The organism is Burkholderia sp. Bp8963 (assembly GCF_003854275.1).
Lineage (GTDB): Bacteria > Pseudomonadota > Gammaproteobacteria > Burkholderiales > Burkholderiaceae > Burkholderia.
Map to the genome: position 1 here is coordinate 1 of NZ_QTQP01000044.1, position 15,737 is coordinate 15,737.

General features: G+C 69.3%; 11 protein-coding genes. 5 read left to right on the plus strand and 6 right to left on the minus strand.

Going from position 1 to position 15,737, the window contains the following annotated elements; all coding sequences use genetic code 11:
* The first annotated feature begins 150 nt into the window (after positions 1-150).
* On the plus strand, positions 151-1,362 hold the full coding sequence (locus DID96_RS28395; protein WP_124602552.1) for a multidrug effflux MFS transporter: 1,212 nt from the start codon (positions 151-153) through the stop codon (positions 1,360-1,362).
* A gap of 63 nt (positions 1,363-1,425) precedes the next feature.
* Here the strand turns inward: DID96_RS28395 and DID96_RS28400 are convergent, their stop codons facing one another.
* The 6 genes from DID96_RS28400 to cobA form a co-directional block, all read right to left on the minus strand.
* Complete coding sequence (locus tag DID96_RS28400) at positions 1,426-2,124, minus strand: fumarylacetoacetate hydrolase family protein (protein ID WP_124602553.1); 699 nt, start codon at positions 2,122-2,124, stop codon at positions 1,426-1,428.
* A gap of 126 nt (positions 2,125-2,250) precedes the next feature.
* Positions 2,251-3,171 (minus strand): AraC family transcriptional regulator, encoded by a 921-nt coding sequence (locus DID96_RS28405; RefSeq protein ID WP_124602554.1) that lies wholly within the window; start codon positions 3,169-3,171, stop codon positions 2,251-2,253.
* Between the two features lie 129 nt (positions 3,172-3,300).
* Positions 3,301-3,900 (minus strand): uracil-DNA glycosylase family protein, encoded by a 600-nt coding sequence (locus DID96_RS28410; RefSeq protein ID WP_124602555.1) that lies wholly within the window; start codon positions 3,898-3,900, stop codon positions 3,301-3,303.
* A 6-nt stretch (positions 3,901-3,906) separates the two neighbouring features.
* Complete coding sequence (locus DID96_RS28415; RefSeq protein ID WP_124602556.1) at positions 3,907-4,959, minus strand: CmpA/NrtA family ABC transporter substrate-binding protein; 1,053 nt, start codon at positions 4,957-4,959, stop codon at positions 3,907-3,909.
* An 11-nt stretch (positions 4,960-4,970) separates the two neighbouring features.
* Positions 4,971-5,567: an ANTAR domain-containing response regulator gene (locus tag DID96_RS28420; RefSeq protein WP_124602557.1), complete on the minus strand. Its 597-nt coding sequence runs from the start codon at positions 5,565-5,567 to the stop codon at positions 4,971-4,973.
* A gap of 117 nt (positions 5,568-5,684) precedes the next feature.
* Positions 5,685-6,476 (minus strand): uroporphyrinogen-III C-methyltransferase, encoded by a 792-nt coding sequence (gene cobA, locus DID96_RS28425; RefSeq protein ID WP_124602558.1) that lies wholly within the window; start codon positions 6,474-6,476, stop codon positions 5,685-5,687.
* A gap of 489 nt (positions 6,477-6,965) precedes the next feature.
* On the opposite strand from cobA, the gene DID96_RS28430 reads away from it, so the two are divergent.
* The 4 genes from DID96_RS28430 to DID96_RS28445 are packed head-to-tail and all read left to right on the plus strand — an operon-like array spanning position 6,966 to position 15,488.
* Complete coding sequence (locus DID96_RS28430) at positions 6,966-8,291, plus strand: MFS transporter (protein WP_124602559.1); 1,326 nt, start codon at positions 6,966-6,968, stop codon at positions 8,289-8,291.
* A gap of 20 nt (positions 8,292-8,311) precedes the next feature.
* Positions 8,312-10,864 (plus strand): nitrite reductase large subunit NirB, encoded by a 2,553-nt coding sequence (gene nirB / locus DID96_RS28435; protein ID WP_124602560.1) that lies wholly within the window; start codon positions 8,312-8,314, stop codon positions 10,862-10,864.
* Positions 10,865-10,897: 33 nt separating this feature from the next.
* Positions 10,898-11,245: a nitrite reductase small subunit NirD gene (gene nirD, locus DID96_RS28440; protein WP_124602561.1), complete on the plus strand. Its 348-nt coding sequence runs from the start codon at positions 10,898-10,900 to the stop codon at positions 11,243-11,245.
* A 16-nt stretch (positions 11,246-11,261) separates the two neighbouring features.
* Entirely contained in the window at positions 11,262-15,488 is a 4,227-nt protein-coding gene (locus DID96_RS28445) for a bifunctional nitrate reductase/sulfite reductase flavoprotein subunit alpha (RefSeq protein WP_124602562.1), read from the plus strand.
* Positions 15,489-15,737 lie beyond the last annotated feature (249 nt).

Here is a 15,737-nt window from a genome sequence, read left to right on the forward strand (position 1 = left end):
CTTCCGCTCGTTGGGCCTTCCGTCGCTGGGTCCATCGCCGATCAACTGATCCGAACCGCCGTGTACGGACCCGTACGCACGGTGGTGCGGGAGGGGTCGGGCCGCGAGGCCTGCCCCTATCCCAATTGTCCCGCTCGACCCTGCATCCGAATGATGACGCCGACATCGACGACCGCCGAACGCCCCTATCCGCCTCTGTCCACGCTGACGCTGCTGTGCGCGCTGTCGGTGCTGCCGTTGAGCCTGTTTCTGCCGTCGCTGCCGAACATCGCGCGCACCCTCCACACCGACTACGCGCTCGTGAGCCTCGCGCTCGGCGGCTACGCGGCCGTCGCCGCGACGCTCGAACTGGTGATGGGGCCGCTGTCGGACCGCTTCGGGCGGCGGCCGATCGTGCTGACCACGCTCGCGCTGTTCACGGCCGGATCGCTCGGCTGCGCGCTGGCGACCGACGTCCGCGCGTTTCTCGCGTGCCGCATGCTGCAGGCATGCGTCACGTGCTGCTATCCGGTTGCGATGGCGGCGATCCGCGATACGAGCGGTCACGCGCAGACAGCGAGCCGGATCGGCTATGCGGCGATGGCGGCGGCGATCGCGCCGATGCTCGGCCCGACGCTGGGCGGCCTGCTCGACGAAAACTTCGGCTGGCGCGCGAGCTTCTGGTGTGTCGGCCTGGCCAGCCTCGCGCTGTTCGCGTGGTGCTGGCGCAACTTCGGCGAAACCAACGGGAATCCGTCGGACACGATCCGGCGGCAGCTGCGTGCGTACCCGGCGCTGTTCCGCGCGCGCCGCTTCTGGGCCTACGCGCTGTGCATGGCCTTCTCGACCGGCGCGTTCTACGCGTTCCTGGCCGGTGCGCCGCTGACCGCGCAGGCGGTCTTCGACCTGCCGCCGGCGGTGCTCGGTTTCTACATGGGGACGATCACCGCGGGCTTCATGTTCGGCAGCTTCGTCACCGGTCGTTACGCGCCCCGCTATCCGCTGACGACGACGCTCGTCGCCGGCCGCATCGTCGCGTGCGCCGGTCCGCTGCTCGGTCTCGGGCTGTTTTTCGCGGGCGTCAGGCACCCGATCGCACTGTTCGGCCCGTGCGTGCTCGTCGGCGTCGGCAACGGCCTGACGAATCCGGCTGCGCACGCCGGCGCGCTGTCGGTGCGCCCCGAACTGGCCGGCAGCGCGTCGGGCCTGGCCGGTGCGATGACGATCGCGGGCGGCGCCGCGCTGTCGTCGCTGACGGGCGCGGTGCTGACCGAGCACAACGTCGGTTACGCGCCGCTTTGCATGATGCTGCTGTCCTCGGTGATCGCGCTGTCGGCCGCCGTGTGCGCGCGCTGGATGGTGGCCCGCGACGAGCTGCGGTGAATGGTGCGATACCACGCCGCATCGCGCGGCGCAGCATCCTGCGCCTTTACTCGTCGACCCGCATCACGGCTTCGCGCCCATCGTGAACGAGAACTGCGCGACGCCGTCCACGCCGCCTGTCACGCGGTCGCCCGGCTCCAGCGCGCCGACGCCAGCCGGCGTGCCGGTGAAGATCAGGTCGCCGGCCCGCAGCTCGACCGAACGCGACACGTACGCGATGATGTCCGGCACCGGCCAGATCATGTCCGCGAGATCGCCTTGCTGGCGCGGCTCGCCGTTGACTGCGAGCCAGATGCGGCCGGTGGCCGGGTGCCCGGTCGCCGAGACGGGCCGCAGCGCGGTCACCGGCCCCGATGCATCGAAACCCTTCGCCCAGTCCCACGGCCGGCTCAGCTTCTTCGCTTCGGCCTGCAGGTCGCGGCGCGTCAGGTCGACGCCGACGCCATAGCCCCACACGTGCGACAGCGCGTCGGCCGCGTCGATCGACCGGCCGCCCTGACCGATCGCGATCACGAGCTCGATTTCGTGATGGAGGTCGTTCGTCAGCGGCGGATACGGGACGGTGCCGCGCGCCGGCACGACCGCGTCGGCCGGCTTCGAGAAGAAGAACGGCGGCTCGCGGTTCGGATCGGCGCCCATCTCGCGCGCATGCTCGGCATAGTTGCGGCCGACACAGAACACGCGGCGCACCGGAAAGCGCGCGGACGACTGCTCGACTTCGACGGAAGGACGCTCGGGAGCGTCGATGACGTATTCGGACATCGGATGGCCTCGTTCGGGTGGGAGACGAAAGCCGGCTCGCGCATCACGCAGCGGCCGGCATGCGTGCAACGATACCCGACGCGCGCGACGGCGAATGCGACGCAATTGCGTTTTTCCGGGACAAAACTACGCGTCGCCGTCGGGCAGCGCCGCATTGGCGTCGCGGTACGCCTTCGGCGACACGCCGACGCGCGCGCGGAACCGCCGCGCGAAATACCCTTCGTCGCGAAAGCCGACCGCGCGCGCGATTTCCGCGATGCGCCGGTTCGTGTGCGCGAGCAGCGACTGCGCGAGCGCGATGCGGCGCTCGGTCACGAGATCGGTGAACGTGCTGCCGGTTTCCTTGCGGATCAGGTGCGCGAGATAGTTCGGCGACAGGAACGCGGCCTCGGCGGTGGCGGCGAGCGTCAGGTCTTCGCGGGTCAGGTTCGCGCGCACATGGCGCAGCACGCGCGCGAGCGCGTCGCGCCGGCCCGCGCGATGCGCGCCGCGTTGCGCGAGCTTGTCGAGCGCGCCCGCGTATTGCGTGCAGACGAGCCCGATCAGTTGCAGCAGATAGCCGCGCAGAAGCGTCGTCGAGCCGAACGTGCGGACGCGGTCCGCGTCGAGCATGCACAGCGCGAGGCGGCGCGCCTCGTCGAACGTATCGCCGGTCAGGATGAAGTCGAGATGCTCCTGGAAGCGGAACGGCGTGAGCTCGGGGAAGCGGTGCGCGGGCATGTCCTCGAGGTCGAGCGGATCGACGTCGAGATCGGCGCGCAGGAACGCCTGGCTGAAGTTGATCACGATGAAGTGCGCGCCTTCCGGATGCGGGATCACGTGCTCGCGGTACGGCAGCACGAACGCGAGCGCGCCGCGCGGAAACGGCCGCGTGACGCCGCCGATCCGCTGCTCGGTGTCACCGCCGAGATTGAACTGGATCTGGAAGTACGCGTGCCGGTGCGGCTCGGTGATTGCCTGGCGCGACGCCTGGTCGCGGATGTAGAAATCGAGCCGGTCGCTGCGTTCGGGCATCCCGTACAGGCGCGGCGGGGCGGAGGAGGACATGACGGATTCGATGCTTCGCGATGCGGATTGACCCGCGATGGTACAGCGAAACCGGTCTGCGTCAGGAGTTGGTCAGAATCGGGGGGAGGAATTGCAAGCCGTTGAGCAGGAAATCTGGCAACGACGCGCCTATCGCGCCACGAGCGGCGCCACGCGGCGCCGCAATTCGGGCAGCACGTCGGCTTCGAACCACGGATGATGCTTGAACCAGCCCTGATTGCGCGGCGACGGGTGCGGCAGCGGCAGCACGTGAGGGCCATAGTCGCGCCAAGCCTCGACGGTTTCGGTCAGCGACGCCTTGCGCGTGTCACGCAGGAAATGCCGCTGCGCGTAGGTGCCAATCAGCAGCGTCAGGCGGGTCGACGGCAGCTCCGCGAGCAGCCGGTCGAGCCACAACCGCGCGCATTCGGGGCGCGGCGGATTGTCGCCGCTCGCGCCGCGGCCCGGGTAGCAGAACCCCATCGGCACGATCGCGAAGCGCGTCGGGTCGTAGAACGTGTCCGCATCGACACCGAGCCATTCGCGCAGCCGCTTGCCGCTCGCATCGTCCCACGGGATGCCGCTCGCATGCACGCGCGCGCCGGGCGCCTGCCCGACGATCAGGATGCGCGCGTCGCGGTGCGCACGCAGCACGGGGCGCGGGCCGAGCGGCAGTACGGCTTCGCACGCGCGGCACGCGCGGATTTCGGTGAGCAGCGCGTCGAGCGACGCGCCCGGTCGAGTGGACATCGAAGTTCAGTTGAATCCGGCAAGTGTAGCGCCCGTTCCAGCGACCGCAGCATCATACAACGCAGGATCCGCAATCGCCGCGGCGAGCGCGCGGTCGTCGCGCGTGTCGGCGAGCATCCCCCAGCGCCGGTACTGCGACAGGAACCACAGGCCGTCTTCGGTGCGCGGCCGGTTCACCGTGCCACCCGCGTGGAAGCTGACCGGCAGCGGCGGCGCGGCGAACGGTCCCGCGCCGTAGTCGCCGAGCAGGCGCGGCGCGATCAGTGTGGCCGGCACGCCGAGCGCGTCCGGCGACGCGAGCCAGCCGGCCGCCTCGACGCGGTGCGCGGGGCTGTCGAGCCACGCGCACGCATCGACAAGCGTGCGGATCAGCGCGCGCGCCGTGTTCGGGTACAGCGCGGCGAAATCGCGTCGGCATGCGAGCGCCTTCTCCGGATGATCGGGCCAGACCTCGCTCGTTGCGGCAACCGTGCGGCCCGCGCGGCACGCTTCGGCCACCGCATGCCACGGCTCGCCCGCGCAGAAGCCGTCGAGCTCGCCGTTCGCGAGCGCCGCGACCATCTCGGGCGGCGGGATCACGACGCTGCGGATCTCGCGCAGCGGATCGACGCCGTGCGATGCGAGCCAGTGATAGAGCCACATCGCGTGCGTGCCGGTCGGGAAGGTCTGCGCGAACACCGGCGGGCGGCCGAGCGTCGCGAGCGCGTGCTTCAGGTTGCGGCGCGCGCGATACGCGTCGGCGAGCGGCCCCGAGAACGTGATCGCCTGGCCGTTGCGGTTCAGCACCATCAGCACGCTCATGTCGGCCTGCGGGCTCGCGATGCCGAGCTGCATGCCGCAGACGAGGCCGTACAGCGCATGCGCGGCGTCGAGTTCGCCGGACAGCAGCTTGTCGCGCACGGCGGCCCACGACGGCTCGCGGCTCAGCTCGAGCGCGAGGCCGTGGCGCGCACCGAGGCCGAGGCGCTGCGCGACGATCAGCGGGGCCGCGTCGCTGAGCGCGACGAAGCCGAGACGGAGGCACGCGCGCTCCGGCGCGGCGGCGGGGGAAGTCGTCATGGCAATGACACTCATGGTTGCGGGTCGCCCGCGAGCAGCTGGCGCGCGGCGTCGACGATGCGGATGCCCTGGTCCATCGCGCGCTTGCGCAGCGCCGCGTAGGCGTCGGGCTCGGACAGCTTGCGGCGCTCCATCAGCGTGCGCTTCGCGCGATCGATCAGCTTGCGGTCGTCGAGCTCGCGCTCGACGTCGGCGAGCCGGCGGCGCAGCGCGTCGTCGTGCGAGAAGCGCGCGAGCGCGACCTCGAGAATCGGCGCGAGCCGCTCGGCCGACAGCCCTTCGACGAGATACGCGCTCACTCCCGCACCGACCGCCGCGCGAATCAGCGTCTGATCCGCGTCATGGCTGAACATCAGCACCGGGCGCGGCGCGGTGGCGTTCATCACGGCGAGCTGTTCGAGCGTGTCGCGCGAAGGCGATTCGGTATCGATGATCACGACGTCGGGCCGCTGCGCCTCGACGGTCGCAGGTAGACGCGCGGGCGTCGCCACTTCGGCCAGCATCTCGTAGCCGAGGCGCGCGAGCGCGTCGCGCAGGTCACCGATCGGCTTTTGCGTATCGGTGACGAGCAGCACGCGCAGCTTGACGGGCGAAACGGACGCACTCATGACGCGAACGGACGAGACAGCGGCGACGCGCCGCACACGGAAGTCCGCCGGCCGCCGTGCGTGCGCCCGCCGTTTTCACTATAGATGGGCGGCTGCGGCCGCGTGGCACGCCGCATCCTACGCGGCCCGCGCGATCACGTGCGCCAGGGCGGCGGTGTCGGTGCGGGTGTCGGCACAGGTGTCGGTGCCGCCGAGCGCGTCCGCTTCGCCGATCGCCGCGCCGACCAGGATCACGGCCGGGCTGCCGAGCCCCGCATCGGCGACGCCCTGTGCGAGCGTGCCGAGCGTGCCGGTCCAGCGGCGCTCGTCGGGCGTGCCGGCCCATTGCACGGCCGCGGCGGGCGTCGACGCGGGCAGCGCGGCGAGCAGGCCGGCCGCGAGCCGCTCGATGCGGCTCATCCCCATATAGATCGCGAGTGTCGTGCCGGTTGCGGCGAGGCGCGACCAGTCCGGCTCGGTGTGGTCCTGCAGGTGCGCGGTTACGAACGTGACGCCCTGGCAATGCTCGCGATGCGTGAGCGACACGCCGAGGCTGGCCGCCGCCGCGAATCCCGACGAGATCCCGTTGACGATGTCGACCGGAATTGCCGCGTCGCGCAGCGTCTTCAGTTCCTCGCCCGCGCGGCCGAACAGCAGTGCCTCGCCGCCTTTCACGCGCACCACGTGCGCGCCGCGCAGCGCGTAGCGGTGCATCAGCCGCTCGATGAACGCCTGCGGCGTCGAACGGCAGCCGCCGCGCTTGCCGACGCGCACGACGCGCGCCTGCGGCGCGAGCGTGACGATTTCGGGATTCACGAGATCGTCGAGCAGCAGCACGTCGGCGGCCGCGAGCGCCTTCACGGCCTTCAGCGTGAGCAGGTCGAGATCGCCGGGGCCGGCGCCGAGCAGGGTGACCTTGCCAGTCTTCATGATGCTTGTCCCATAGCCACGCACGCGTGGCGGTCTGAATAACGGATCGGATTCCTGCGAACGGCCGAGCAATATCCGGACCAGCCGTGCGTCGTGCAACGGCCGTCGCGGTGCGCCGGACCCTTGCCGGTGCGATGACGGATGCGGGTGCGCGATTCACCACGAACGTGCACGGCATTGCCGCACGGTGACAGTGCTGCATCGCACCACAATCGTGCCTCGCTGCGCCACGACGCGTCGCGGGGCGCGTGCAACGCGGCACCGCGCAGGCCACCGAAAGCGCCGCCATCCGTTGTGCGACAGGATTTCGCACGACATGGCACGGTGCTTGCATAGTGTGACCCGTGCGAATCAACGGCGATTCGCTCGCAGTACCGAATACCGATTCGCCCGGCAACGGGCTTCCTGGGCAACGGCGTCCTACGGATCGGGTCTCGACATGCGCGAGACCGGGTTCGCAGGACGCCGTTTTCATTTGGTGGATGGGAAATGTCCGACAAAGCTACCCGCATCGATCTCTTCAGCCTGCGCACCGCGCCGATGCGCGCGTTTCATCTGACGTGGATGGCGTTCTTCGTGTGCTTCTTCGCGTGGTTCGCGTGCGCGCCGCTGATGCCGCTCATCGCACATGAATTTCATCTGAACGCCACGCAGGTCGCGAACATCAACATCGCGGCAGTGGCCGCGACGATCGCCGTGCGGCTGGTCGTCGGCCCGCTGTGCGACCGCTTCGGGCCGCGCCGCGTGTATTCAGGGCTGCTCGCGATCGGTGCGTTTCCCGTGATCGCGGTCGCGTTCAGCCACGATTACCTGTCGTTCCTGCTGTGCCGGCTCGGCATCGGCGCGGTTGGCGCGAGCTTCGTGATCACGCAATACCACACGTCGGTGATGTTCGCGCCGAACATCGTCGGCACCGCGAACGCGACGTCGGCCGGCTGGGGCAACGCCGGCGCGGGCGCCGCGCAGGCCTTCCTGCCGCTCCTCGCGACGGCCGCGCTGATGCTCGGCTTCGGTGAGGCGTCCGCGTGGCGCGCCGCGCTCGTCGTGCCGGGCATCGCGATGCTGGTGATGGCGTGGGTCTATTGGCGCTATACGCAGGACTGCCCGCAAGGCGACTTCGTCGCGCTGCGCAAACAGGGCGTGACGATCGACAGCGGCAAGAAGGGCGGCTGGGCGAGCTTCTCGGCCGCATGCGCGAACTACCGCGTGTGGATGCTGTTCGTCACGTACGGCGCGTGCTTCGGCGTCGAGGTGTTCATCCACAACGTTGCCGCGCTGTACTACGTCGATCACTTCAACCTGTCGCTGAAGGAGGCGGGCCTTGCCGCTGGCCTGTTCGGCGTGCTCGCGCTGTTCGCTCGCGCGCTTGGCGGCTGGCTGTCCGACAAGGTCGCCGCGCGCCGCAGCCTCGACGTGCGCGCATCGCTGCTCTGCGCGCTGATCGTCGGCGAAGGGCTCGGGCTGCTGTGGTTCTCGCACACGAACACGGTCGGGATCGCGCTGGTCGCGATGCTGACGTTCGGCCTGTTCACGCACATGGCGTGCGGCGCGACCTACGCGCTCGTGCCGTTCATCGACCGCAAGGCGCTCGGCGGCGTCGCCGGGATCGTCGGCGCGGGCGGCAACGCCGGCGCGGTCGCGGCTGGCTTCCTGCTGAAGGGGATCGGCGACGTGCAGCACACGCTGAGCGTGCTCGGCCTCATCGTCACCGTGTCGGCGCTCTGCGCGATGGCGGTGCGCTTCAGCGAAGAACACAAGGCCCACGAGGCGGCGCTGCGCGAACGCGCGCTGGCGGCGGGCGGCATCGCAAACTGATCGTTTGAGGAAATCCCAACATGAAACTCATCGTCATCGGTCACGGCATGGTCGGTCACAAGCTGCTCGAGTGCGTCGCGGCGGACGCCGCCGGCGCGCTCGAGGTCACGGTGCTCGGCGAGGAGCCTCGCCCCGCGTACGACCGCGTGCACCTGTCGGAATTCTTCTCCGGCAAGACGGCGGACAACCTGTCGCTCGTCGCGCCCGGCTTCTTCGACGCGAACCCGCAGTTCGACCTGCGCCTGAATGCGCAGGTCGCCTCGATCGACCGCGCCGCGCATACGGTCACGCTCGCGTCGGGCGAGACGCTCGCGTACGACAAGCTCGTGCTCGCGACCGGCTCGCGCCCGTTCGTGCCGCCGGTGCCGGGCCGCGAGCGCGCCGATTGCTTCGTGTACCGAACCATCGATGACCTCGAAGCGATGCAGGCCTGCGGCGCGCGCGCAAAGCGCGGCGTCGTGATCGGCGGCGGCCTGCTCGGCCTCGAATGCGCGAAGGCGCTGCGCGACATGGGGCTCGACACGCACGTCGTCGAATTCGCGCCGCGCCTGATGGCCGTGCAGGTCGACGACGGCGGCGGCCGCATGCTGCGCGCGAAGATCGAGGCGCTCGGCGTGCAGGTGCATACCGGCAAGAACACGCTCGAGATCGTCGATGGCGAAGAGGGCACGCACCGGATGAACTTCGCCGACGGCACGCATCTCGACACCGACATGATCGTGTTCTCGGCCGGCATCCGTGCGCGCGACGAACTCGCGCGCGCCTGCGGGCTCGAGCTCGGCCCGCGCGGCGGCGTCGCGATCGACGACAGCTGCCGCACGAGCGACGCGGACATCTACGCGATCGGCGAATGCGCGGCATGGAACGGCATGGTGTATGGTCTCGTCGCGCCCGGCTACGACATGGCGCGCGTGGTCGCGAAGCAGCTCGCAGGCGTTGCCGCGGCGTTCGCGGGCGCGGACATGAGCACGAAGCTGAAGCTGATGGGCGTCGACGTCGCGAGCATCGGCGACGCGCACGGCACGACGGCCGGCAGCCGCACGTACCAGTATGCGGACGAGCGCAAGCAGGTCTACAAGAAGCTCGTCGTGTCCGATTGCGGCAAGTTCCTGCACGGCGCGGTGATGGTTGGCGATGCGGCCGAATACGGCACGCTGCTGCAGATGATGCTGAATCGCATCGAGCTGCCCGAAGCGCCGGAATTCCTGATCCTGCCGTCGTCGGACGGCGCAGCGAAGGCGGTGGTCGGCGTCGAGGCGCTGCCCGAGGCCGCGCAGATCTGCTCGTGCAACAACGTGTCGAAGGCGCAGATCTGCGCGGCGGTCGACGGCGGCGCGACGAGCATCGGCGCGCTGAAGTCGTGCACGGGCGCGGGCACGTCGTGCGGCGGCTGCGTGCCGCTCGTCACGCAGATCATGAAGTCCGAGATGAAGAAGCAGGGGCTCGCGGTCAACAACCATCTGTGCGAGCACTTCCCGTATTCGCGCCAGGAGCTGTTCCACCTGATCCGCGTCGAGCGCATCCAGACCTTCGGCGCGCTGCTCGCGAAGCACGGCCACGGCCTCGGCTGTGACGTCTGCAAGCCTGCGGTCGCGGGCATCCTCGCGTCGTGCTTCAACGAGTTCGTGCTGAAGAAGGAACATGCGGGCCTGCAGGATTCGAACGACTACTACCTCGCGAACATCCAGCGCGACGGCACGTATTCGGTCGTGCCGCGGATGCCGGGCGGCGAAGTGACGCCGGAAGGGCTGATCGCGGTCGGCCAGGTCGCGAAGAAGTACGGCCTCTATACGAAGATCACGGGCGGCCAGCGCGTCGACCTGTTCGGCGCGCGCGTCGAGCAGCTGCCGTCGATCTGGGAGGAACTGATTGCCGCGGGCTTCGAGTCGGGCCATGCGTACGGCAAGTCGGTGCGCACGGTGAAGTCGTGCGTCGGCTCGACGTGGTGCCGCTACGGCGTCGACGATTCGGTCGGCCTCGCGATCGAGATCGAGAACCGCTACAAGGGGCTGCGCGCGCCGCACAAGCTGAAGTTCGGCGTGTCGGGCTGCACGCGCGAATGCGCGGAAGCGCAGGGCAAGGACATCGGCATCATCGCGACCGAAAAGGGCTGGAACCTGTACGTGTGCGGCAACGGCGGGATGAAGCCGCGCCACGCGGAACTGCTCGCGGCCGACCTCGACCACGACACGCTGATCCGCTACATCGACCGCTTCCTGATGTTCTACATCCGCACCGCGGACCGGCTGCAGCGCACGAGCGTGTGGCGCGACAACCTCGAGGGCGGGCTCGACTACCTGATCGACGTGGTCGTGCACGACAAGCTCGGGCTCGCGGCCGAGCTGGAGGCCGACATGCAGCACGTGGTCGACACGTACGAATGCGAGTGGAAGAAGGCCGTCACCGATCCGGAAACGCGCAAGCGCTTCCGCCACTTCGTGAACAGCGACGCGCCGGACGCGAACATCGCTTTTGTCGAGACGCGCGGCCAGATCCGCCCCGCGACGCCCGACGAGCGGGTGCGCGGCAAGCGCATCGAGATTCCGGTGGTGCTCGAAACCGAAACCGCCTGAACCATCCCGATCATCGCCAGCTAGGAGAAAGCCATGAGCAACGAACAGATCCACGTGTCCTGGACCCCCGTGTGTGCGCTCGACGAGATCGTGCCGAACACCGGCGTGTGCGCGCTCGTCAACGGCGAGCAGGTTGCCGTGTTCTACGTCGCGCACGAGGACGGCGGCGTGTTCGCGATCCACAACGTCGATCCGGCGTCGCAGGCGGCCGTGATGTCGCGCGGGCTGGTCGGCAACCTCGGCGAGCGGATCGTCGTCGCGTCGCCGCTGTACAAGCATCACTTCGACCTGCGCACCGGCGAATGCCTCGAAGCGCCGGAACAGTCGGTCAGCACCTACCGTTCGCGCGTCGACAACGGCGTCGTGTGGGTCGCAGCCTGACGGAGCCGGAGCGCGCATGACCGCCACGAACGTAAAGACCGTGTGCCCGTACTGCGGCGTCGGCTGCGGGATGGTGCTGCACGTCGAGGACGGCGAGGTCGTCAAGGTGGCCGGCGACCCCGACCATCCGACCAACTTCGGGCGGCTGTGCACGAAAGGGGCGTCCGCGCACGTCGCGCTGCGCAAATCCGGGCGGCTCGAAAGCGCGTTCGTGCGCCGAGCGCGCGAGGACGACCTCGTGCCGCTGGCCGCGCGCGACGCGATCGCCGAGACCGCGCGCCGCCTGCGCACGGTGCTCGATGCGCACGGCCCAGACGCGTTGTCGTTCTATGTGTCGGGCCAGATGTCGATCGAGGCGCAGTACCTCGTGAACAAGCTCGCGAAGGGCTTCGTCGGCACCAACAATATCGAATCGAACTCGCGCCTCTGCATGGCGAGCGCGAGCAGCGGCTACAAGCTGTCGCTCGGCGCGGACGGCCCGCCCGGGTCATACCAGGACTTCGATCGCGCGGACCTGTTCTTCGTGATCGGCGCGAACATGGCCGACTGTCATCCGATCCTGTTCCTGCGGATGATGGAGCGCGTGAAGGCCGGCGCGAAGCTGATCGTCGTCGATCCGCGCCGCACGGGCACCGCCGACAAGGCGGACCTGTTCCTGCAGATCCGCCCGGGCACCGATGTCGCGCTGCTGAACGGCCTGCTGCACCTGCTGCACGCGAACGGCAAGACCGACGCGGCGTTCATCGCCGACTTCACCGAAGGATGGGACGCGATGCCGGCGTTCCTCGCCGACTATACGCCGGACAAGGTCGCGGCGATCACGGGCGTCGCCGAGGCCGACCTGCGCCGCGCGGCGGAATGGATCGGCGATGCGCCGGAATGGATGAGCTGCTGGACGATGGGGCTCAACCAGAGCACGCACGGCGTGTGGAACACCAATGCGATCTGCAACCTGCATCTCGCAACTGGCCGGATCTGCCGGCCCGGCAGCGGGCCGTTCTCGCTGACCGGACAGCCGAACGCGATGGGCGGGCGCGAAATGGGCTACATGGGGCCCGGGCTGCCGGGCCAGCGTTCGGTGCTGTCGGACGCGGACCGGCAGTTCGTCGAGGACGTGTGGCGCGTGCCGCGCGGCACGCTGCGTACCGAAACCGGCAACGGCACGATCGACCTGTTCGAACGGATGGCGGCCGGCGACGTGAAGGCGTGCTGGATCATCTGCACGAACCCGGTCGCGACGGTCGCGAACCGGCGGACCGTGATCGCCGGGCTGCAGGCCGCGGAACTCGTGATCGCGCAGGACGCGTTCCTCGACACCGAGACCAACCGCTACGCGGACATCCTGCTGCCGGGCGCGCTGTGGGCCGAAGGCGAAGGGGTGATGATCAACTCCGAGCGCAACATGACGCTGATGCGGCAGGCGATCGCGCCGCCCGGCGATGCGCTGCCGGACTGGAAGATCGTCGCCGAAGTCGCGTGCGCGATGGGCTTTGCGGACGCGTTCGGCTACGCGTCGGCCGCCGACGTGTTCGACGAGATCGTCCGCTTCACGAATCCCGCGACCGGCTACGACCTGCGCGGCGCGAGCCACGCGGCGCTCGCCGATACGCCGCTGCAGTGGCCGTGCGCGCCGGATGCGGCGCACGACCGCAACCCGATCCGCTACCTGAACGACGGCGTGAGCCAGACGCTGCGCACGTCGGCGCACGGCGGCACGCCGGATGGCCGTACCCCGCGCATCGCGTTTCCGACCGCATCGGGCAAAGCGCAGTTCTTCGCGCGGCCGCACGTCGCGCCGCACGAGCTGCCCGACGGCGAATTCCCGATCGTGCTGAACACGGGCCGGCTGCAGCACCAGTGGCACACGATGACGAAGACGGGCAAGGTCGGAATGCTCAACAAGCTGAATCCGCGTCCGTTCGTCGAAATCCACCCGGAGGATGCGCGCGCGCTCGGCATCGCCGCGAAGGACAGCGTCGAGGTCCGCTCGCGGCGCGGGCGTGCGGTGCTGCCGGCGGTCGTGACCGACCGCGTGCAGCCCGGCAACTGTTTCGCGCCGATGCACTGGAACGACGTGTACGGCGACGATCTTTGCATCAACGCGGTCACGAATGACGCGATCGACCCGGTTTCCCAGCAACCGGAACTGAAATTCTGCGCGGTCGCGCTGAGCCGGGTCGACATCCCGCCGGCCGAGCGCGCCGCCGACGATATCCCGCAGCGCGACCCGGCCGCTACTACGGCAACGGCAGCGGCAGAGCCCGCGCCCGCGCCGGCCGCCGCAACGGGCGCGACTGCGGCACAGGAACTCGACATGGCTGACATCGACACTTTCGCCGCCGCGCTCGGCATCGCCGAGACGGCGCCGCCGCCGCTGTCCGACGCGGAGCGCCACTACGTTGCCGGCTTCGTCAGCGGGCTGCGCACCGACGCGGGCCGCCGCGCGGGCGGCGTGCCCGTGCTGCCCGCGAGCGCGCCGCTCGCCGCGCCGACCCGTCTGTGGCTCGACGGGATGCTCGCCGGACTGTTCAGCCGCGCGAGCGCCGGCCATGCCACGCCCGCCGCGATGCCCGCACTGCAGGCGGACGCCGCGGCGGCGGCGCCGGGCGGCGTGCGGATCGTGCGCACACGGCCGAAGGTCGTGCTGCTGTGGGCGTCGCAAACGGGCAACATCGAATCGCTGACTGAGGACTATGCGACCCAATTGATGAACGCGGGCTTCGAGATCCGCACGACCTGCATGTCCGACTACCCGGTCGCGTCGCTCGCTAAGGCGCAATACGTGCTGCTGATGACGAGCACGTTCGGCGACGGCGACCCGCCCGACAACGGCCGCGAATTCTGGGACGCGCTGCGGGCCGACGGCGCCGCGCGCGTCGACGGCGTGCACTTCGCGGTGCTCGCGTTCGGCGACCGCAACTACGACCAGTTCTGCGGCCACGGCCGCCAGCTCGACGCGCGGCTCGCGGAACTCGGTGCGACGCGGCTGTTGCCGCGCGCCGACTGCGACGTCGAGTTCCAGGCCGATGCGAACCGCTGGCTCGAGTGTATCGTCGCGCGGATCAAGGAAGAGGACGCGGCGCTGCACGCGGTGCCGGCGGACGGGATGATCCCGCCGGGCGCGTTGCCGACCAAGGCTCATCCGGCGCCGTCGCGGCTCGTCGCGAACCTGCGGCTCAATCATCCGGGCGCGGCGAAGGACACGCGCTACGTGTCGCTGTCGACCGAAGGCGCGAACCTCGAATACGAAGCCGGCGACGCGCTCGGCGTGTGGCCGACCAACTGCCCGGCGCTCGTCGACGAACTGCTCGAGATCACCGCGCTGAAGGCCGACACGCCGGTGACGGTCGCCGGTGTCGGCGACGTGCGGCTCGGCGACGCGCTCGCGCGCCACTTCGATATCACGCGCCCGCATCCGGACACGCTCGCGTTCATCGCCGCGCGCAGTTCGAACGGCGCGCTGAAGGCGTTGCTCGGCGACGAGCGCAAGGCCGACCTGAAGAACTGGCTGTGGGGCCAGCAGCTCGCCGACGTGCTGCACGAATACCCGATCGAGCTGTCGGGCGCGGACCTCGTCGGCATGCTGAAGCGGATGCAGCCGCGGCTCTATTCGATCGCGTCGAGCCCGAACGCGCATCGCGGCGAGATCCACCTGACCGTGTCGGCCGTGCGTTATCACAACGGCCGCCGCACGCGCAAAGGCGTCGCATCGACGTTCCTCGCGGATCGTGCGGAAGACGGCCGCGTGCCGGTGTTCGTGCAGAAGTCCGCGCATTTCCGGCCGCCGGCGAGCGGCGACGTGCCGATCGTGATGGTCGGCCCCGGCACCGGCATCGCGCCGTTCCGCGGCTTCCTGCACGAGCGCCAGGCGCGTGGCGCGCGCGGCCGCAACTGGCTGTTCTTCGGCGAGCAGCACGCGCAGACCGATTTCTACTATCGCGACGAGCTGGCCGAGATGCGCGACAGCGGCTTCCTCACGCGGCTCGATCTCGCGTTCTCGCGCGATCAGGCGGAGAAGGTCTACGTGCAGGACCGGATGCGCGAGCAGGGCGCCGAGCTGTTCGCGTGGCTGGAGGAGGGCGCGCATTTCTACGTGTGCGGCGACGCGGCGCGGATGGCGAAGGACGTCGACGCGGCGCTGAAGTCGGTGGTCGCCGCGCACGGCGGGATGTCGGACGACAAGGCGGGCGAATACGTCGCGCGGCTCGCGAAGGAGCGGCGCTACGTGCGGGACGTGTACTGAGTACGTGCGGCAGGGGGCACGCTACCCCCGTGCCGTCGCTGGCCGGCAACACATTTTGACTATTTTCCGATGATCGCCATGCGGTGCGATATCGATCGGATTTTTATCTGCGATGAGATAAATCGGGAATCAATGCAGGCAAATTCTGAAAAATTCTAATCAAAATTAGGTGCATTAATTCGAGATAGCGGGGTGGATAAGAAAAATCCTGAAATTGCGTTACTTCACATATTCATAACGTTTTGAAAT